Origin of the sequence: Streptococcus sp. 27098_8_148, assembly GCF_041432105.1 — a bacterium.
Classification (GTDB): domain Bacteria; phylum Bacillota; class Bacilli; order Lactobacillales; family Streptococcaceae; genus Streptococcus; species Streptococcus parasanguinis_AE.
Map to the genome: position 1 here is coordinate 226,760 of NZ_JAPVYY010000002.1, position 19,466 is coordinate 246,225.

Below are 19,466 nucleotides of genomic sequence, written 5' to 3' on the forward strand. Positions count from 1 at the left end.
GGAGTAGAGAATTATGGAAACTAAATTAATGTCTTTCCGCGATACCATTATCCTTGCTATGTCTGAGGAAATGCGTCGCGACGAAAATGTATTGTTGATGGGGGAAGATGTCGGAGTTTTCGGTGGAGACTTTGGTACATCTGTAGGGATGCTTGAAGAATTTGGACCAGAACGTGTACGTGACTGTCCTATTTCTGAGGCTGCAATTTCAGGTGCAGCAGCTGGTGCTGCTATGACAGGGCTACGTCCAATCGTTGATATGACCTTCATGGATTTCTCTGTTATTGCCATGGATGCTATCGTCAACCAAGCCGCTAAAACTCGTTACATGTTTGGTGGTAAAGGTCAAGTGCCGATGACCATTCGCTGTGCTGCTGGGAACGGAGTAGGTTCTGCGGCTCAACACTCACAATCATTGGAATCATGGTTTACTCATATTCCTGGTTTGAAAGTTGTTGCTCCTGGTACGCCAGCGGATATGAAGGGACTGCTCAAGTCATCTATCCGTGATAACAACCCCGTTATCATTCTTGAATACAAATCAGAATTCAACCAAAAAGGGGAAGTGCCAGTTGATCCAGACTACACGATTCCACTTGGTGTCGGAGAAATCAAACGCGAAGGAACTGACGTCACTGTCGTAACCTACGGGAAAATGCTTCGTCGCGTGATGCAAGCAGCTGAAGAATTGGCAGAAGAAGGCATCTCAGTAGAAGTAGTAGACCCACGGACCTTGGTCCCACTCGATAAAGAGATCATCATTAATTCTGTCAAGAAGACAGGAAAAGTAGTCCTTGTCAATGATGCTCATAAAACAAGTGGCTATATCGGTGAAATTTCAGCTATCATTTCTGAATCAGAAGCATTTGATTACTTGGATGCACCAATCCGCCGTTGTGCGGGGGAAGATGTGCCAATGCCTTACGCACAAAACCTTGAAAATGCAATGATTCCAACAGTTGAAAGCATCAAAGATGCCATTCGTAAAACATATAACAAAGAATAATACATAACATAAATTATGTAATGTCATTTAAATTAGACGAGGAAACTTTGTATCTTTTTAGGTACAAAGTTCTCTGCGTCCTTAATATCTTAGATTAGATCACGGGCTAAAGTCTGGGTGAAAAAGATAAACTTTCCTAGAAACTAAAGTTTCTTCGTCAAGTTTCCTATTTTCACTTTGACTTTTGACGCCCTTAGTATCTTATAACTGAATCCGGACGGAGGACTGTGAAAAAAAGATAGATTTCCTTGTGTTCATCGAACACATCGTCAATCTCCTATTTTTTCTTTGTCCTCTACGTCCTTGATATCTTATAATAGAATAGGAGAGGTCATGGCTGATGATAAGCTAAGAGCGACTCCTGCGGCTAGAAAATTAGCGGATGATCTTGGGATCAACCTCTATGATGTTTCTGGTTCAGGCGCAAACGGTCGTGTCCACAAAGAAGACGTGGAAACCTATAAAGACACAAATGTGGTTCGCATTTCACCACTTGCAAAACGAATTGCTTTAGAACACAATATTGCTTGGCAAGAGATTCAAGGAACTGGTCATCGTGGTAAGATCATGAAGAAGGACGTTCTTGCTTTCCTTCCTGAAAATATTGAGAATGAGACCATTAAGTCACCTGCTGAAATCGAGAAGGTGGAGGAAGCTCCAGATAATGTGACACCTTATGGTGAGATCGAGCGGATTCCGATGACACCAATGCGCAAGGTGATCGCTCAACGGATGGTGGAATCTTACTTGACAGCACCAACCTTTACTTTGAACTATGACGTTGATATGTCTCAAATGTTGGCCCTTCGTAAGAAAGTATTGGATCCAATCATGGAAGCAACTGGCAAAAAAGTCACTGTAACAGATTTGCTTTCTCTAGCAGTGGTTAAGACCTTGATGAAACACCCATACATCAATGCGTCATTGACGGAAGATGGCAAAACCATCATCACTCACAACTATGTCAATTTGGCAATGGCAGTTGGGATGGACAATGGACTCATGACTCCAGTTGTCTACAATGCTGAAAAGATGACCTTGTCAGAGTTAGTTGTATCCTTCAAGGATGTTATCGGACGTACCTTGGATGGTAAACTTGCTCCAAGTGAATTGCAAAACTCAACCTTCACCATCAGTAACTTGGGGATGTTTGGCGTTCAATCATTTGGACCGATTATCAACCAACCAAACTCTGCTATCCTTGGAGTTAGCGCAACGGTTGAAAAACCAGTTGTTGTGAATGGTGAAATTGTCATTCGTCCAATCATGAGCTTGGGCTTGACCATTGACCACCGCGTTGTCGATGGAATGGCTGGTGCCAAATTCATGAAAGACTTGAAAGCCTTGATTGAAGACCCGATTTCAATGTTGGTCTAATCAACGAGAGAGAATAGAAACAAGAAAAAGAGGGAAATAAAATGGCCTTAGAAGTAATTATGCCAAAAGCCGGCGTAGATATGACCGAAGGACAAATCGTTCAGTGGAATAAGAAAGTCGGCGAATTTGTAAAAGAAGGAGAAGTTCTCCTTGAAATCATGACAGACAAAGTCAGCATGGAGTTGGAAGCGGAAGAAGACGGTTACTTGATCGCTATCCTGAAAGGGGATGGAGAAACTGTTCCTGTAACAGAAGTAATCGGTTATCTTGGTGAAGAAGGGGAAAATATCCCTACAGCTGGAGCAGTAGCACCAGAAGCAAGCCCAGCACCAGCTGCAGCAAGTGCTTCAAACGATGACAATAAGAGCGATGACGCTTATGATATCGTAGTGATTGGTGGTGGTCCTGCTGGTTACGTATCTGCTATTAAAGCAGCTCAATTAGGTGGTAAGGTTGCTCTTGTTGAGAAATCTGAACTTGGTGGAACGTGCTTGAACCGCGGATGTATCCCAACTAAGACTTACCTCCACAACGCTGAAATTATCGAGAACATCGGTCATGCAGCAAATCGTGGTATCGTAATTGAAAATCCTAACTTCACTGTTGATATGGACAAACTTTTAGAAACTAAATCTAAAGTTGTTAATACCCTTGTTGGTGGTGTTGCAGGGCTTCTTCGTAGCTACGGAGTGGATGTTCATAAAGGAATCGGTACCATTACGAAAGATAAGAATGTCTTGGTTAATGGTTCTGAATTGCTTGAAACGAAGAAAATCATCCTTGCTGGTGGTTCCAAAGTCAGCAAGATTAACGTTCCAGGTATGGAATCATCCCTTGTCATGACCAGTGATGATATTCTTGAAATGAATGAAGTACCTGAAAGTCTCGTAATCATTGGTGGTGGGGTTGTCGGGATCGAACTTGGTCAAGCCTTCATGACCTTTGGTTCAAAAGTAACAGTCATCGAAATGATGGACCGCATCGTTCCAGCTATGGATGCGGAAGTATCTAAGAACCTTCGTTTGATTCTTGAACGCAAGGGGATGACCATCTTGACCGATACAAAACTGCAAGAAATCATTGAAGAAGACGGAAAACTCCGTATCAAGGTTGAAGGCAAAGATGATATCATTGCTAACAAAGCTCTTCTATCAATCGGACGTGTTCCAGACCTTGAAGGTATCGGTGAAGTCGAGTTTGAATTGGATCGTGGACGGATCAAGGTCAATGAATACATGGAAACATCTGTTCCAGGCATCTATGCGCCAGGCGATATCAACGGTACCAAGATGTTGGCTCACGCTGCCTTCCGTATGGGTGAAGTAGCGGCTGAAAATGCTCTTAAGGGAAATCATGCTGTTGCAAAATTGAACTTGACTCCTGCAGCGATCTACACCCTTCCAGAAGTTGCAGCTGTTGGTTTGACAGAAGAACAAGCTCGTGAGAAATATGATGTTCAAATCGGTAAGTTTAACTTTGCGGCGAACGGTCGTGCCATTGCATCAGATGCAGCTCAAGGTTTTGTTAAGGTTATTGCAGACAAGAAATACGGTGAAGTTCTTGGGGTTCACATCATTGGTCCAGCAGCAGCTGAATTAATCAACGAAGCTTCAACCATCATTGAGATGGAAATCACTGTAGAAGAAATGCTCAAGACTATCCATGGGCACCCAACCTTCTCAGAAGTGATGTACGAAGCTTTTGCGGATGTACTTGGCTTGGCTGTTCATTCACCTAAGAAGAAATAATATTATTCTTTCTACTAAATTTTCTAAACGTACTACGGACGGCAGCGACCTCTCTTAGAGTTCCATGCCTAAAAATTGAGCCACTTGTCTCAATTTTTCCGAGAAATGTAACGAGTTATCGTTACATTTCTTTTTACTACTTCAGAAAATTCAAGTGAAATTCAACTATTTCTGTCTAATGCTCATCTTACTATGAGTAGGATTTATAAAACGAATTTTTGGAATTACTATGAAATACATTATTAATTATTCAAATGATACTGCTTTTAATATTGCTTTAGAAGAGTATGCCTTTAAGCATCTATTGGATGAGGATCAAATCTTCCTTCTTTGGATTAACAAACCTTCGATAATCGTTGGTCGTCACCAAAATACCATCGAAGAAATCAACCGTGACTATGTTCGAGAGCATGGGATTGAAGTTGTTCGCCGGATCAGTGGTGGTGGGGCTGTTTACCATGATTTGAACAACCTCAACTACACCATTATTTCAAAAGAAGATGAAAATAAGGCCTTTGATTTCAAGAGTTTCTCGACTCCCGTGATCAACACCTTGGCTCAACTTGGGGTTAAGGCTGAATTCACGGGTCGTAACGACTTAGAGATTGATGGTAAGAAATTCTGTGGAAATGCCCAAGCTTACATCAATGGTCGGATCATGCACCATGGTTGCCTTCTTTTTGACGTTGATTTGTCAGTCCTTGCCAATGCTCTCAAGGTATCTAAAGACAAGTTTGAGTCTAAAGGGGTTAAATCTGTTCGTGCACGTGTGACCAATATCATTGATGAATTGCCAGAAAAAATCACGGTGGAAGAGTTCCGTGACCTACTTTTGGACTACATGAAGAAAGAATACCCTGAAATGACGGAGTACGTCTTTTCAGATGAAGAATTGGCTGAAATCAACCGGATCAAGGAAACCAAGTTTGGTACCTGGGATTGGAACTATGGAAAGTCTCCTGAATACAATGTCCGTCGTGGCACCAAATTCCCAAGCGGTAAGGTTGAAATCTTCGCGAACGTCATTGAATCCAAAATCCAGGACATCAAGATCTACGGTGACTTCTTCGGTATCGAAGACGTTGCAGCAGTAGAAGAGGTTCTTCGTGGTGTCAAATACGAACGTGAAGACGTCCTCAAAGCCCTTCAAACCATTAACCTAGGTCGTTACTTCGCAGGAATCACTGCAGAAGAAATTGCTGAAGCAGTGGTGGAATAAAGTAAAAGATATCCATTTAACATGGATATCTTTTATCTTAAACTTGATATTCGAAAACTATGAGTGTACAATATAGAGGAAATCTGAACAAAAAAGGGGATTGAATTCGATGATGAAAATTCCAGTGGAAAATCTTGGTCTATTTGAACAGTTAGATCGTATAGTAGTGGCTTTTTTTAGCAAACAACAACCTTCCAGTCCTTACGATTTAAATGTCAGTATTACACAAGAACACCTTGACCAGAAAAAGCAGGAGCTAGAACCATTAGGTTATCAAGCTGTCCAACTACCATTAGGAATGGCTTTAGATAACGTCATCCAGCAACCACATTATGAAAACCTAATCATTGGTGGTCTTGCTCCTGAGGAAATAATCGTTAGCAAAGAAGAATTAATGCCTTTGAAAGATATCGTGGATAGCTTTTGTATTATGTACGCTGCAGCGAATAACAGATTGGAAAATAGTAAAGCTTATGAATTAATGAAAGATAAGACGGTTTATTTTATTGGTAAACTATTTACAGATTTTCCGAAGGCCGGTGATGAAATTGCTTATTTAGGAATTGATCGAATAGCGAGTGACGGAACACAATATGAAGCAGTTAAATGCTTTTTAACGGAAGAGAGTGCAGAGAAGTTCAATGATGAAAAAAGACCGGTCACCCCTGCAAACTTAGCCTATTTAAAATCATTCTGGGGAAAACCAGTCATTATTGAGCCACATCGTAATTATTGGATCGAATTTTTATAGAAATTATAAAAGAGCGTAAGATTCCATCAAAGATCTACGCTCTTTTTCTAACACTAAAACATTACATAATTTATATTATGTATCTTACAAGCTATCCAAGGCATTTTTTTGCTCGTCATTAACGATATGCGTATACAAGTCCGTTACCTGTGTGCTAGCATGTCCTAGCTGATGGCTGACCAAAACTTGGGATTTGGTTGCATCATAGAGACGGGTTGCAAGAGTATGGCGCAGTTTGTGGGGAGTTACGCGGACTTTAAAGTCTTCTGAATACTTGGCCACCATCTTTTCAACACTAGAAGCATCAATTCGGTTTGGAACACCTCGATACAAGGTCAGAAAGAGGGCTGTATCAGTCTTTTCTGTCCTGTATCGTTTGTCTCGAATAGCAAGATATTGCTCCAGATAAGGCTTAGCAAAGGCAGCAACATTGACTGAGTCTCGTTTTCCACCCTTTCGAGTGACGTCAATCACCATCATCTTAAGATTGAGGTCTCGAAGATCCAGGTTAACTGCTTCAGAAAGACGGACACCAGAGGCAAGAAGGAGTGCGATAATGGCTAAATCACGTTCTTTATTCTTATTAAAGGAAGATAAAGCGCGATTTGAGAGTGTTTGAGGGTATTCCTGGTCGATATAGTTAAGGAAACCTTCTGTCTCATCACCTAAAAAGAGTTTTTGCTTGATATTTTCAGCTCGAGCAGCTAAGGTTTCTTTCTTTTTCTTGGTAGCAACCTTCTTCATGACATTGCGGTAGAAATAAGGTTCCCCTTGCTCGTTTTCAACTTCCTCAGTCAAATACTTATACAGACTAGAAAGTGCCGAAAGGGTACGGTTAATGGTTGTTTGGGAAACCCCGTTTTTCGTCGTATTGGCATTGAGCAGAGGACGTTCACGCAAGTAAAGAATGAAGGATTCCATGTCTTTCTTGGTCATGTGCTCCAGAACGTCTAAGGGAATATTGGCCATGGTGTCAGCATCTGATATACCAGATTCCAAGACCCAGGTGAAAAATCGATCGTATTCCTTTAAGTATTCGTATAAGGTCGTAAAACTATATGGAACGGCCAGTTTTGATTGGTAATATTCTAAGACGTACCAAGGCATGACTTGTTTGAGTTTATCAATCCGTTCTAATAAGATCTCGCGTTTCATGTTTTTCTCCAAATCTTTCTATACTAGTAGTATAGCATAGCTAGATATATTTTTCAAGAAAATTATAGTTTTTCGGAAAGATGTTATAGGGGATCTATAGGACTGTTTTAGTTTTCTTTCTATACTGTATACCTTAGTGATGTAACTAAAAAAATTTTTTCGCCAAAAATTGAAAAAATGTACTTTATTTAAGTGAAAACTAAATTTTTTAGAAATCACAACTTTCACTAAAAATGTACTTTATTTAAGTGAAAACTGAAAATTATTTCATTTGTACATTCCGTAAAAATAGATTTGATGCATCAAATAAACTTCGTTTATGTATCTCCTCTAAAAATGTCGTTATCTCAACTCTCTGCATCTTAAAAAGCCAGTCATGATAGATTGGCTTTTTACTTATATGGAACAAAATGCTCTCGTTTTCGTCTGCGACCTTTACAGATAATGCAAGGTTCCATGCTACGTTTTTCTAATAGAATTCTTTCCTTAATCATTTTTTTGTATCTATGGTTAGGATTGTTTTTGCACTTCCACCAAACTCTAATTTGACTTTTACCTGTTACTCTTTCTGGATTAGCAAGAAGTATATTATTTAAATAATCCCATTCGCTCATTAGGTGAGGATGCGTTTCTTTTAGATTGTTTTGAACTACAGGAATTATCCGATCCGTGCAATTTGGACAAACATTATCTGTACTAGGTGGATTGCTCTTCAGATATCGTTCTAAAACAACATTAAGTCTTTCTCTGAAATTATAATGACATGTATTGCAATGCCAAAGATAGCGTTTATTAGATTTAGTATTTAATACGATTTCTTCCGTAGAATGATTATTCTCAACATCCCACATGCTATCCAAGTCAGGATAAAGGTCTAGTAACGTGTTTAATCCCTTTAAGGGTTCTTCGTCACTACAATAAGGGCAGCTATTTTTCACTTCTCGCCTTATAGGAATTGAACAAAGGTATTCGCCATGGCATTTGGAACAACACCACCAATATTTTTTAGTCTCAATGTTTGTTTGTGCAAGAAAAATAGGCATGTTGTTTTTCTTACTCCATTCTTCAACCAAGATTGGTTCGTTGTACAACGCATTGTTTTTGAAAATACTAGTTACCCATTCACAAAAGTTTGGGCAGGTTTGAAAATTCTGATTGTCTAGTTCACTATAACTTGTAATTTTTTATTTACTTAAAACTTTTCTTTGCCAACTTTTCTCATTACATTTTGGACATTTCATATATCTTGTAGTTCCAAAGTGCATTGCAAAATATACTTTACTGTATTTTGGAACATATTTATTATGGCATTTTGGCATTCATAATAACCTGTTTCTGTTTCTATTTTTAATGCAAATGAAACACCTATTATTAAAAGAACGAATGCTAATATAAACAACAATATTCTTGCTATATTATTCTCTATTAAAAATGATGTAACAAAAATTAGTGTTAAAAAAGATATTGTTGAGCCAAAACCAATAAAATTTTCATACATCATTAGTTTTTTATTTTGCATTTCTTCCTTTTTTGCCATTTCTAACAAATTTTTTTCTGCTATCTTATTATAATTATTCATATCAATCATCTCCCCACTTAATAATTCATTTACACTTATTTTAAGTTCATTACATAAATCTAGCATAATTGATGAATCAGGCATTGCTTTTCCATTTTCCCATTTAGATATAGCCCTATCTGTAATATTTAACTTTTCTGCAAGTTGCATTTGAGTCAAATTATTCTTTTTCCTACTTTCAGCTATAAATTTTCCAATTTTAATCTGATCCATAACTTTCACCTCCTTCAATTTAAGTGTAAATTATTATTATTAAAAAGTACACATACCATTGGTTGAGTGGGATATTTTTTATATCAACTAATGGTTGAATAAGTGTAAATTGTCTTTATAATAGTGATACAATTAAGTCAACAATTAAGTCAACAATTAAGCAGACAATTAGTCCAATAAGTTCTCCAATAATTGAGCCTTTTATATGAAACCAATAGTTATGATATTCTTGTATCATATCTTCCGTACCTTCTATTATAAATTGTTTACTATGGCAAAACCATATTATCATTAAAAAACTGCATAAATTTATCAGCCATAGTAGCTCCTATCATTTAAAAGTTTATACATAGTATTTTTACAACAATCCTTTAGCTTCATATAAATTCAATTATAAAATTAGGAATTTTACATTTAGAATTATTGTTCTATCTATTATTCATTATACCATCAACAAAATAAAAATCTATATCTTGTGTTAAGTAGGAACATAAATAAGTTTCAAAATAATGTACAATTGAACCACCACTTCTTCTGCTGTTACTTGAGTAAAAAATGTACAAATCAATTTCTTAGATTTGATTATATGATGTACTAGAAAATATACAAAATAACACTCCAGAATAATGTACAAAATAAAAATAAAGTACACTTTTTAAAGAATGTACTTTATGCTTCTAATTCAGTTATATCAATGGTTTAGCTCTTATTAAGTCAATTGTACATAAATTTTTAGTTTTTTTTAACAAAACAATCAGCAAATCTCACAGATCTACTGATTGTTTTTCTTCTGTAACTTATTTTTCTACATATCGAAAGGAAATCTTGCTACCACAGAGCCAATTGTACACACGATCATTGACTTGGACGTTCATAGCTTCATGGGCATATTCTGGCATGATTAAATGCTCTTTTGGACCTTCTAATCGATTATAAATGGCAAACTGTGTCACAGGATAACAGACATCATCATCTAATCCTGTAATCATGTGAACCTGTCCTTTAATACGATGGGCAAAATTTTTCACATCAATATAGGCTAATGTCTCCATGATTTGGTCTTCCGTTTCATGGAATGGATCATGGAATTTGAAATAACGGAAAAGCTCGTCATAGGCTTCGCTGGTGTTTCCAATCTCTAATACACGTCTGAAATCCGATAAGAATGGATAAATGGCTACCGTTCGTTGGATTCGGGGATTCAATCCAGCAGCTACCAGGGCCAAAGCACCACCTTGAGAGGCTCCATAGCTGGAGAGTTTGCTGTCGTCAACTTGAGGAAAGCTAGCTACAATTTCAATTAACTGGTAAAGATCTAAGTAGACATCCTTATAAAATAGCTCATCTGGACCTTCCACAGCTCCGCGGATAATCTGTCCTTTTACAGTATTTCCAAGGGGTGATTGATCTCCGTCTGTTGAATAGCCTGATTGACCTCTTACGTCCATAGACACAACTCCATAGCCAGCTACTGTATAAGCCAGCATGTCTGTCCAATCCCAACAACGGCCCATATAACCATGAAAATGGAAAATAACTGGAATCTTTTGATCTGTTTTTGGGAAAGTAATTCGCGCATAAACAAGACCATTTCGAGTTCCTTTAAAGCTTAATTCATAACAAACAACATTTGGAATGCTGAAATCTCGTTCTTCAAGCTTGTATTCAGGCAGTTCAGTCATCTTTGCCAGGGCTTGATCCCAAAAGGCATCAAAATCTTTAGGAACTTCATCCTGTCCCCTGTAATCTTTCATTAATTCTAGTAATTTAGGATCTTTCATAAAATCCTCCTCAGGTATATGTAATCGCTACCAAAAATGTACCATATTTACATAAGGATTGCAAGAGACAAACAAAAATTACATAACCTAAATTATGTAATTTTCTTATAGATTCAAAAATAGACTTAATTGCTTCACTAGATCTGGATTAGTGGGCAAGGCTGAATGATGAGCTTTACGACCGTTTAAATTTACTTCTGTATAGGCCTGATTGTCAAAAATAGATTGTGCTGCTTGTGCGCTAGAAAGAGGGACGATGCCATCTGATTTTCCAGCAAAGCTACCGACAAAATTAAGGACTTGTACTTCTTTTCCCAGGCGATGCTTCCATTTTTGAAAATCGTCAAACATTTCTTGATTGAATTGGTAAGGACTGCCAATAATAGCCAACTTGCTGACGGTTACCTTCTTTTTCTCTAAAAAGCCACTTTCCAATAAACCAGTCAAAACCAGTCCACCATTAGAATGCCCTACTGCCTTGAACTCTGAAAAATGATAGTGATCAAGAAGGTAGGTTAGAGCTATCTTAAGGGATTCAACTTGCTGCTTGATATTGCTGTAGCCATCTCGATTGTTCTCAAAGCCAATCACAATCATCGGATTCGGCTCTTTCGTATTCAGTCTTCCTTCCATCTCTATAGACTCATCTTTGTTGACTTTTATTTTTAAAAGACTTTGCTTTTTTCTAGAAAATCGATGGAGCATGCGGATGGTTCCATTGAATCGCTGGATACTGGCTGAACTCCCAGGTACAAAGATAATCGGTCTGATCGGAGGTTTCTTCGACCCTTTTGGGAATTCAAAGGGCTTGCTGTGCGAAGAAAAGAGTCTTCCAAAGAAACGAATGAGTTGTTGAAATAGTTTTTTTAACATCTTTCCTCTAGTACTATTTTCTAAAAGAACCCAGAACAGTGTGTTCCAGGCCCTTGCTAGAAATGATTATTTCCGTTTTTTCTTATTCTTGCGCATTTGTTTGGCCATCTTGTTCATCGCCCGTTTCATCATGAATTCGCCGGCTTTTCCTTTGAGACCACCACCGAACATTTGGCTCATGTCAGGCATCCCAGCGCCTCCGCCAAGAGCTGACAAGTCAGGCATCCCACCTTGTCCCATCATGCCTTCGAGGGCGGACATATCAGGCATGCCACCAGGCATATTCTTAGGCATATTATTTGGATTAAGCCCCATTTGTTTCATCATCTTGTTCATATCACCAGAGAGGACACCTTGCATCATCTGTTTGGCTTGGTTAAAGTCCTTGATGAATTTGTTGACTTCGACAAAGCTGTTTCCTGACCCAGCAGCAATCCGACGACGACGGCTAGGGTTCAACAAATCTGGATTTTCGCGTTCAGCTGGGGTCATAGAAGATACAATCGCGCGTTTGCGAGCAATTTCTCGTTCATCGACCTTGAGGTTCTTCATGGCTGGGTTGGTGGCCATACCTGGAAGCATCTTGAGCAGATCTTCCATTGGTCCCATGTTTTGAACTTGATCTAACTGGTCGATAAAGTCGTTGAAATCAAAGGTGTTTTCCCGCATCTTTTCAGCGAGTTCAAGGGAGCGTTTCTCATCGTATTCTTGAGAAGCTTTCTCGATCAGCGTCAGCATATCCCCCATACCGAGGATCCGACCAGACATGCGGTCTGGGTGGAAGGTTTCGATATCAGTGATTTTTTCACCAGTACCAGTGAATTTGATTGGCTTCCCAGTAATCTGACGGACAGAGAGGGCTGCACCACCACGGGTATCCCCATCAATCTTGGTCAAGATGACCCCGGTCACTTCGAGTTGTTCGTTAAACTCACGCGCCACATTGGCTGCTTCTTGACCGATCATGGCATCCACAACCAAGAGGATTTCGTTCGGTTCAGCAAGAGCTTTGACATCGCGCAACTCACCCATGAGTTTTTCATCGATTTGCAGACGACCAGCCGTATCGATCAAGACATAATCATTGTGATTGGCTCTCGCCTGCTCCAAACCTTGACGAACGATCTCAACTGCAGGGACTTCTGTACCAAGTGAGAAGACAGGAACATTGATCTGTTGACCAAGGGTCTTCAACTGGTCGATGGCTGCTGGACGATAGATATCGGCCGCAATCATCAAAGGACGTGCGTTTTCTTCCTTGACCAATTTGTTGGCCAATTTACCCGCAAAGGTTGTTTTACCAGCCCCTTGAAGACCGACCATCATGATAATGGTTGGAATCTTTGGAGATTTGATAATTTCTGCTGTTTCTGAACCCAAAATGGCTGTCAATTCTTCATCGACAATCTTGACGATTTGTTGGGCAGGGTTCAAGGTTTCGATGACTTCATGACCTACAGCCCGCTCGCGGACGCGTTTGATGAAGTCTTTTACAACAGGAAGGGCAACGTCGGCCTCTAAGAGGGCTAGACGAATCTCTTTGGTTGCCTCTTGGACATCCGCTTCAGAGATTTTCCCTTTCTTACGAAGATTTTTAAAGACGTTTTGTAAACGTTCGGTTAAACTTTCAAATGCCATTATTTTCTCCTATTTTTTCAATTCAGTGGAAATCGTCCGAAATGTTGCAAACATTCTAGTTCTTCGGGTGTGACTTCTTTCATGATTTCATTTGGATATCCCCAACAGCTAAAACCTATTTGCATAGCTTTGGAGATATCATTGGGCGAGATAATCTGTAGTCGAGTAGGAAATACTTCCTCTGCGACTAATAGTTTGCAAGGTATTCCTTGATAAATGACCAGACTGCCCATAATCACTCCCGATTGTCAATGCTTGATAAAATTTCAACCTGCTCTTGTAGAAAAGTATCTTCCGGATAGCGTTCTAAAATCTGATCAAAAATCTGGCTACGTACAATGTAATCGGAATACATATGGAGTTTCATTTCGTAATCTTCCAAAATCTTTTCTGTACGTTTAATATTGTCATAGACCGCTTGACGGCTCACTCCAAACTCTTCTGCAATCTCAGCCAAGCTGTAGTCATCTGCGTAATAGAGCTCGATATAATTCATCTGCTTGTCCGTCAAGAGCGCTGCATAAAACTCAAAGAGCGCATTCATTCGGTTGGTTTTCTCAATTTCCATACCTTTCATTATATCAAAAAAGCCCGCTAAAGACTAGCGGGACTTGATGCTTTTTGAGCTTGAAATAAGAGGATACATCATTAGAGTTTCAGTGCCAACATATTGACCGTCATCCCAGCTGCAGTTCCCATCAAGAAGATGGTATCTCCTTCCTTCACATAGCCATGATCCAGTGCATAGGCTAGGCCGAAAGGCACGGCCACCGAAACCATATTTCCATAATCACTGACAATATTGAGGTATTTGTCTTTGCCAACTCCCAATTTGTCCATGACGAGTGGTAAGGCACGACTTGCTTGGTGAGGGATAATGTAGTCTACAGCATCTTTAGAAATGCCTGATTTCTCTTGGAATTCTTGGAACATTTCTGGAATAACACGGGCAGAAAGCAAAAGAATCTTCTTCCCTTTCATATCAAACATGAAATCAGTCTTGGTTGCTTCAGAGTACAATTTCGGATGATAAGCTGTCAAACCACTACGAATTTCAGTATCATGGGCTCCCTCAGACCAGGTACGTTGCATACTGGCAATGATTCCTTTATCTTCCTTTGTTGCTTCAAAAATAAAGGCTGCAGCTCCATCACTAAACAATTCAAAGCTTTCTTTTTGTTTGGGATTTAGCCCTAGGCTTCCTACTTCACTAGATACAATCAGAACCCGACGGTATTCACCACCTTCAATCAGATAAGAAACAGTGCTTAAAGCAGATACAAAACTGGTACAAGTGGTATTGATATCCATAGCAGGAATCGTCAGTCCCTTGGCCACGCGCTCATGGATCAAAGCAGCTGTACAAGGAATGGGCTGAACTCCAACCGCACTAGCCGAAACCAGGCAGTCGATGTCTGCCATTTCAAGCCCCGCATGGTTTAAAGCCGCTTCAATCGCACGCGCTGCAAGATCAATCTGTGTTTCTTCTCCTTCTTTCACGCGGTAACGAGTCTGGTCTTTGAAAGTTACGGTATGAGCTGGAAGCGCTGTTCCATAGCCTTTAATTTGCAAATGTCTTTTTACAGTAGTCATAGGATTCTCCTTTTATTGAAGTCGTTGAACACGTTTTAATTTACGTGTTGGGTCCCATTGGTAATCGATAAATTGAATACTTGGGAGAATGAATTGTTTTTGCTGAGCTAAGAGTTCAAATTGAGCAAAGATCGCTTGCTCCATAGACTCTGTCCGGTGACTCAAGGCAATGGTAATGGATCCATCTGCCAACTGAGTTACTTGATAGTCCTGAATATTTTCGACAAAGAGAATGCACCGTCGAATAAAATCCGGATAGATTATCTGGCTACTGCCATCTTCTTTATTGAAATAGAAGATATCGTCCGATCGTCCTTCGATCTTTGCGATTCGAGTAAAGACGGAACCACAAGGGCAAGGAGACTTTTCTTCCACCAAAATATCATTGAGGCGGTAGCGATAGATAGGTTGACTGGTTCGTTTGAAATCCGTAATAATCGGATAAAAGCGGCTATCATCAAGATACTCTTTTTCGACAGACAAAATATCTTCGTTGAGATGTAGATTGCCTTCTGAACAGGTACAAGCTAAAAATCCCTCTGTCGCTTGATAGACCTGATCAACCTTGTCTAGTTGAAAAGCTTTGGCGATGGTCTGTGCATCTCGATCTTCTAGGATCTCTGCGACAGAAACAACCTTGACAGGTTGAATCGCAAGTTGCTGATTGCTGACATAGTTGGCTAACTCAATCAAGGTTGAAGCTGGTGCGACCACAATGGTTGGTTGATAGTCTTTGAGACGCTCTAAATGCTCCTTGCTATCCTTGAAAATATCAAAATATTCCAAGCGAATAAGGCCTGAATTAATGGTTTGATAAAGTTCATTGTCCGCTCGTAAGAAAAAGGCAATGCGATGACCAAACAGTTTTCCTTTCGGTAGCATCTTGGCTAAGATCGCTGCAGCCCACATGCTTCTTTCTTTTTCTGTGGTGACAAAAACTCCTCGGTGGCCTGAAGTCCCAGAAGACAAGCCTACTGCTACTTCTCCATTCATCTCAGTAAAATCTCGCGTCTGTTCTCCGCGAATCGCCATTTCTAAAGCCTGATCTCGATCCACCCCTAGGGTATTGAGTTCATTGAAATGTGTCATCATAAACGATTTATCCATCGTTCCAAAGGATTCGGGAGAATGGGTTTGAAAATAGGGAGATTGAGAAGTGATAAATGCATGGTAGCGTGCCAATTGCTTATCTTGGTATCGCTTCAAGGCCTCTTTTGAACGGAATCGGTGGCACCATCTGGTTTCAATAAAGGTTTTCAGAAAGACTGTTTTTTTCATTTAAAATCCTTTCAATCCGATCTTGCGGGTCGTGGCTGACAACAACTTGAATACCATCTTGCAAGAGTGTCTCCAGAAAATCAGCTCCTTTTAAATAAGCCTTCTTATCATCCTGAACCAAGGAAGGGATCAGTCGCATTTGCCGTGTGTAAGGCAAGAGGTCCACTCCCCAAGAAAGATCTGCTCCAATAAAGAGCTTGAGCTCATCCAGATAAAGACAGCCTTGCCCTCTCGCATGCCCATCGATGGACGAAACAAGAATGCTCCCATCCCCAAAAAGATCCGCAGTCGGGCGGTAAGGGAAAGCTGGATGCCTTTGATTTGCTTTGAGACAAGTCACCCGATCCTTGAAGTCAGCTGGCAAAAACTCTTTAAAAATCAGATCTTTAAACTTCGGTTTTTGGTACACCTCATAGACTTCCTGGGTGACAAAGAAATGAGCATTTGGGAAAAGGGCTGCTCCGCCGAGATGATCAGGGTGCAGATGCGAAAGAATCACATAGGAAATGGATGCCGGGTCAATCCCACGCTCATGCAATAAATAATCGATCTGGTCTTCTTTTTTCATCTGCATTGGGGTGGCTAGACGGTACCAGAAATACCGAGCTTTTTTCTTAATCTCGTAGTGATAGCCGGTATCGTACAAAATATAACCTTTTTCACGGTGCTGAATCAAAAAGACACCTGCAGGAAATTGCATTTTTTCATTTGGAATTCCTTTAAATAAGAGACCAGAATGACTGCTACAATAGCCTGCTGGAAAATAATCAATGCGCTTGATCATGTTGGACATAGTTGTCAATCCCTTCTTCAATAGTCATTTTTGGATAGTAGCCAAGTTCGGTTTGGGCCTTTTGAATATCGAGGGTTTGGCTATATCGAAGGAGATAATAGGTATAGCGAGTCAATGGAGGTTCAGCTTTCAGATGGAATAAACGATATACCCCTTCAAGGCTATAGGCCGCACCTGCTACAAGACCTGCCGGAATTTTCCGATAGCGAATCGGTTCTCCCAATCCCTTTAATGTTGTTTCGATCAAATACTTAAAGGACTTTGGTTCCCCATTTGTAATATTATAAACTTGTCCGTGAGCTTCTTTTGCTTCCAGAGCCAAGCGAATGGCTAGGGCAACATTTTCCACGCAGGTCATATCCATGAGCTGCTCTCCTCCTCGAATCAAAGGAATTCCAATTTTTCGACTGAGGCGTAAGACACGAGGCAAAATACTGGTATCCCCCACACCAAATAATCCTCTAGGACGCAAGATGATACTTGGCACATCCGGATAGTCAGAAAAAAGTTTTTCAGACACCAATTTGCTTCGGATATAATTGTTGAGGTGATTTTCTTTTGGAGCATCACTTTCCATGATGTTTAATTGATCTTTTCCAGCCGCGTAAATACTAGGAGAAGATACGTAAACCAAGCGTTTTACCGCATATTCACGGCACAATTCAAGGACATTTTGAGTGCCAACTACATTCGCCTGATAGAAGGCCTTCCAAGGTCCCCAGGCAGTGGATAAAGCTCCTGCATGAACTACAGCATCAACAGACTGAAAGGCTTGTCTTAATTCCTCAATAGAGCTCAAATCCCCTTTGATAAATTGGACGCGCTCACCTTCCAGAGCCTTCCCATTTTTTTCGTTTCGGCCAAAAGCTACAATGGAATAGTCGTGATCTAATAACTCTTCGATCACGTATTTTCCAAGGAAGCCAGTCGCACCTGTTACAAGAATTTTCATAGTTTTCCATCCGTTCCACGTCTTAATAACCGTTGAATCTCAAACTCCAAGGTGTCCAACGGCTTGTAGGTTTTTGAAAGTTTGTTTAGTCTCTCTAACTTTTCCCAAGATTCTTTTTCTAATAGGGCATTGAAACCTGCTTGAATCTCTTCGGTGCGATTGCGATGAGCTTGAAAAGCAATTCCTGCTTCTACTCCTCGAATCGCATAGTCAAATTGGTCATAATCATGTGGCAAGATCAAGGCAGGTTTTTTAAATTCGATACATTGATAAAAGATTCCAGCTCCTCCATGGTGAATGACATAGTCCATCTGCGGAATATATTCTTTGTAGGGCAGATAAGAGACGACCGTCACATTTGGCGCTACTTCTTCTTCAGAGAAGTCTTTTGCCCCATCTCCTAAGGTGACAAAAAAGTGGCATTCTGGATGCTCTTTGGCCAACTGCTTGGTTTGTTCTAGCAAATTCTCTTTTGCCCAAGGCAACTGGGTTCCACATGTCACGAGTACCTTCGTCTTGTCTTCGTAAGGACTGAGATCTAAAGGATAATCTTCAGCTTTTTCAAGAGAAGTCCCCAAAGGGCCAAGCCAGGCATATTGATGAGGGAAATGTTTCTTCAACTCTAGCTCCATCATACCAATTCCAAAGATGGCATAAGGAGAGTAGATGGTCTCCACTCCATTTTGATTGTACAACTTGAAATTGTAACGTTTTAAGCGTTTGCGTAAGAGGAAGGCGCCACAGTATTTTCCAATGCGTGTGAGTTTACGGCATAGTGCTTGGATCTTCTCTTCCTTCTTTGTGCGCGCGACTCCCATCCCTCCGAAGAAGCAAGGAGGACCATAAGGAGTTTCGATTGCAAATTGTGTTGCCATGGTGGTAATCCAAGGAATTTCTAACTCTTCTGCCACAAAGCCTGCTGATAGAGTGATAAAGTCAGCAATGACAATATCTGGATGGTTGACACGCCACTCCTCTAGCAATTGATCCGATACATGATTAATCAAATCAAGACTCCTAGACAATTGCCGATAAGCTGAAAAGAGATTGTGTTTTTTATCGTTATTAGCCACACGTTCAAATTCTTCTACTTTGTCCTCTAGAATCGGAACGACCGTGAAGCCGAGACTTTCTGCGACGGCTTTTTTCTGAGGACCCGTGAAAACTCGGATTTCCATAGTTGGATCATCTAATAAGGGTTTAACGAGATTTAAAGTTGGGTACAGATGCCCACTCAAGGGAACAGCTACCACATCGATTTTAATTTTTTTCATTTTTTCCTGCCTTATATCTTTTTTAGATCTAAAACTAGCTTCTATCTATTAATTCGTAAAATAAATCAAAAATTGAAGAAAAAATAAAATTTTTTTTTAAAATTTTTAAAAATTTTCAATGTTGCCTTTACTATCACTATTTAGAAAGAATGATTTCAACCTAAAAAAAGCTCCCAAATGCCAAAGAGAGTGAGTCTCTCACACATTTGAAGAGTTTTCTATTTTTACGATTTGCG

Annotated in this window: 18 protein-coding genes; 5 read left to right on the forward strand and 13 right to left on the reverse strand. The window is 39.9% G+C overall.

Going from position 1 to position 19,466, the window contains the following annotated elements; translation table 11 throughout:
- Nucleotides 1-13: 13 nt before the first annotated feature.
- From O3646_RS02620 to O3646_RS02640, 5 genes are all read left to right on the forward strand, one after another.
- On the forward strand, nucleotides 14-1,006 hold the full coding sequence (locus O3646_RS02620; protein ID WP_003011072.1) for an alpha-ketoacid dehydrogenase subunit beta: 993 nt from the start codon (nucleotides 14-16) through the stop codon (nucleotides 1,004-1,006).
- A gap of 333 nt (nucleotides 1,007-1,339) precedes the next feature.
- Nucleotides 1,340-2,383 carry a dihydrolipoamide acetyltransferase gene (locus O3646_RS02625; RefSeq protein WP_049492858.1) on the forward strand — a complete coding sequence of 348 codons (1,044 nt, stop codon included), beginning with the start codon at nucleotides 1,340-1,342 and terminating at the stop codon, nucleotides 2,381-2,383.
- A 41-nt stretch (nucleotides 2,384-2,424) separates the two neighbouring features.
- A complete protein-coding gene (lpdA, locus tag O3646_RS02630; RefSeq protein ID WP_371610489.1) occupies nucleotides 2,425-4,131 on the forward strand; it encodes a dihydrolipoyl dehydrogenase in 1,707 nt (568 codons plus the stop codon).
- Nucleotides 4,132-4,360: 229 nt separating this feature from the next.
- Entirely contained in the window at nucleotides 4,361-5,350 is a 990-nt protein-coding gene (locus tag O3646_RS02635; RefSeq protein ID WP_003001407.1) for a lipoate--protein ligase, read from the forward strand.
- A 109-nt stretch (nucleotides 5,351-5,459) separates the two neighbouring features.
- On the forward strand, nucleotides 5,460-6,101 hold the full coding sequence (locus O3646_RS02640; protein ID WP_371610490.1) for a hypothetical protein: 642 nt from the start codon (nucleotides 5,460-5,462) through the stop codon (nucleotides 6,099-6,101).
- A gap of 84 nt (nucleotides 6,102-6,185) precedes the next feature.
- Here O3646_RS02640 and xerS read toward each other — a convergent pair whose 3' ends face one another.
- The 13 genes from xerS to O3646_RS02705 form a co-directional block, all read right to left on the reverse strand.
- Nucleotides 6,186-7,256, reverse strand: coding sequence for a tyrosine recombinase XerS (gene xerS, locus O3646_RS02645; protein ID WP_371610491.1), 1,071 nt, complete (start codon nucleotides 7,254-7,256; stop codon nucleotides 6,186-6,188).
- Nucleotides 7,257-7,648: 392 nt separating this feature from the next.
- Entirely contained in the window at nucleotides 7,649-8,329 is a 681-nt protein-coding gene (locus tag O3646_RS02650) for a zinc-ribbon domain-containing protein (protein WP_371610492.1), read from the reverse strand.
- A 164-nt stretch (nucleotides 8,330-8,493) separates the two neighbouring features.
- Nucleotides 8,494-9,048 carry a helix-turn-helix domain-containing protein gene (locus O3646_RS02655; protein WP_371610493.1) on the reverse strand — a complete coding sequence of 185 codons (555 nt, stop codon included), beginning with the start codon at nucleotides 9,046-9,048 and terminating at the stop codon, nucleotides 8,494-8,496.
- Between the two features lie 797 nt (nucleotides 9,049-9,845).
- Nucleotides 9,846-10,829, reverse strand: coding sequence for an acetylxylan esterase (locus O3646_RS02660; protein ID WP_371610494.1), 984 nt, complete (start codon nucleotides 10,827-10,829; stop codon nucleotides 9,846-9,848).
- Between the two features lie 105 nt (nucleotides 10,830-10,934).
- Entirely contained in the window at nucleotides 10,935-11,702 is a 768-nt protein-coding gene (locus O3646_RS02665) for an alpha/beta hydrolase (RefSeq protein WP_368397477.1), read from the reverse strand.
- Between the two features lie 66 nt (nucleotides 11,703-11,768).
- Nucleotides 11,769-13,340, reverse strand: a complete 1,572-nt coding sequence (gene ffh, locus O3646_RS02670; protein WP_195412252.1) for a signal recognition particle protein — start codon at nucleotides 13,338-13,340, stop codon at nucleotides 11,769-11,771.
- Nucleotides 13,341-13,357: 17 nt separating this feature from the next.
- Nucleotides 13,358-13,573 carry a hypothetical protein gene (locus O3646_RS02675; RefSeq protein WP_037606554.1) on the reverse strand — a complete coding sequence of 72 codons (216 nt, stop codon included), beginning with the start codon at nucleotides 13,571-13,573 and terminating at the stop codon, nucleotides 13,358-13,360.
- Nucleotides 13,574-13,575: 2 nt separating this feature from the next.
- Entirely contained in the window at nucleotides 13,576-13,908 is a 333-nt protein-coding gene (locus O3646_RS02680) for a putative DNA-binding protein (RefSeq protein ID WP_003001435.1), read from the reverse strand.
- Between the two features lie 80 nt (nucleotides 13,909-13,988).
- Entirely contained in the window at nucleotides 13,989-14,933 is a 945-nt protein-coding gene (locus tag O3646_RS02685; protein WP_371610495.1) for a 3-oxoacyl-[acyl-carrier-protein] synthase III C-terminal domain-containing protein, read from the reverse strand.
- A 12-nt stretch (nucleotides 14,934-14,945) separates the two neighbouring features.
- Nucleotides 14,946-16,211: a F390 synthetase-related protein gene (locus O3646_RS02690; RefSeq protein WP_070674138.1), complete on the reverse strand. Its 1,266-nt coding sequence runs from the start codon at nucleotides 16,209-16,211 to the stop codon at nucleotides 14,946-14,948.
- Nucleotides 16,177-17,004 carry an MBL fold metallo-hydrolase gene (locus tag O3646_RS02695; RefSeq protein ID WP_070674135.1) on the reverse strand — a complete coding sequence of 276 codons (828 nt, stop codon included), beginning with the start codon at nucleotides 17,002-17,004 and terminating at the stop codon, nucleotides 16,177-16,179. The genes O3646_RS02690 and O3646_RS02695 overlap by 35 nt, the downstream gene beginning before the upstream one ends.
- The gene (locus O3646_RS02700; RefSeq protein ID WP_070674132.1) at nucleotides 16,979-17,956 is read right to left on the reverse strand and encodes an NAD(P)-dependent oxidoreductase; all 978 of its coding nucleotides are present in this window, start codon (nucleotides 17,954-17,956) and stop codon (nucleotides 16,979-16,981) included. The genes O3646_RS02695 and O3646_RS02700 overlap by 26 nt, the downstream gene beginning before the upstream one ends.
- Nucleotides 17,953-19,230 (reverse strand): glycosyltransferase, encoded by a 1,278-nt coding sequence (locus tag O3646_RS02705; RefSeq protein WP_155169218.1) that lies wholly within the window; start codon nucleotides 19,228-19,230, stop codon nucleotides 17,953-17,955. Before O3646_RS02705 ends, O3646_RS02700 begins: the two co-directional genes overlap by 4 nt.
- Nucleotides 19,231-19,466 lie beyond the last annotated feature (236 nt).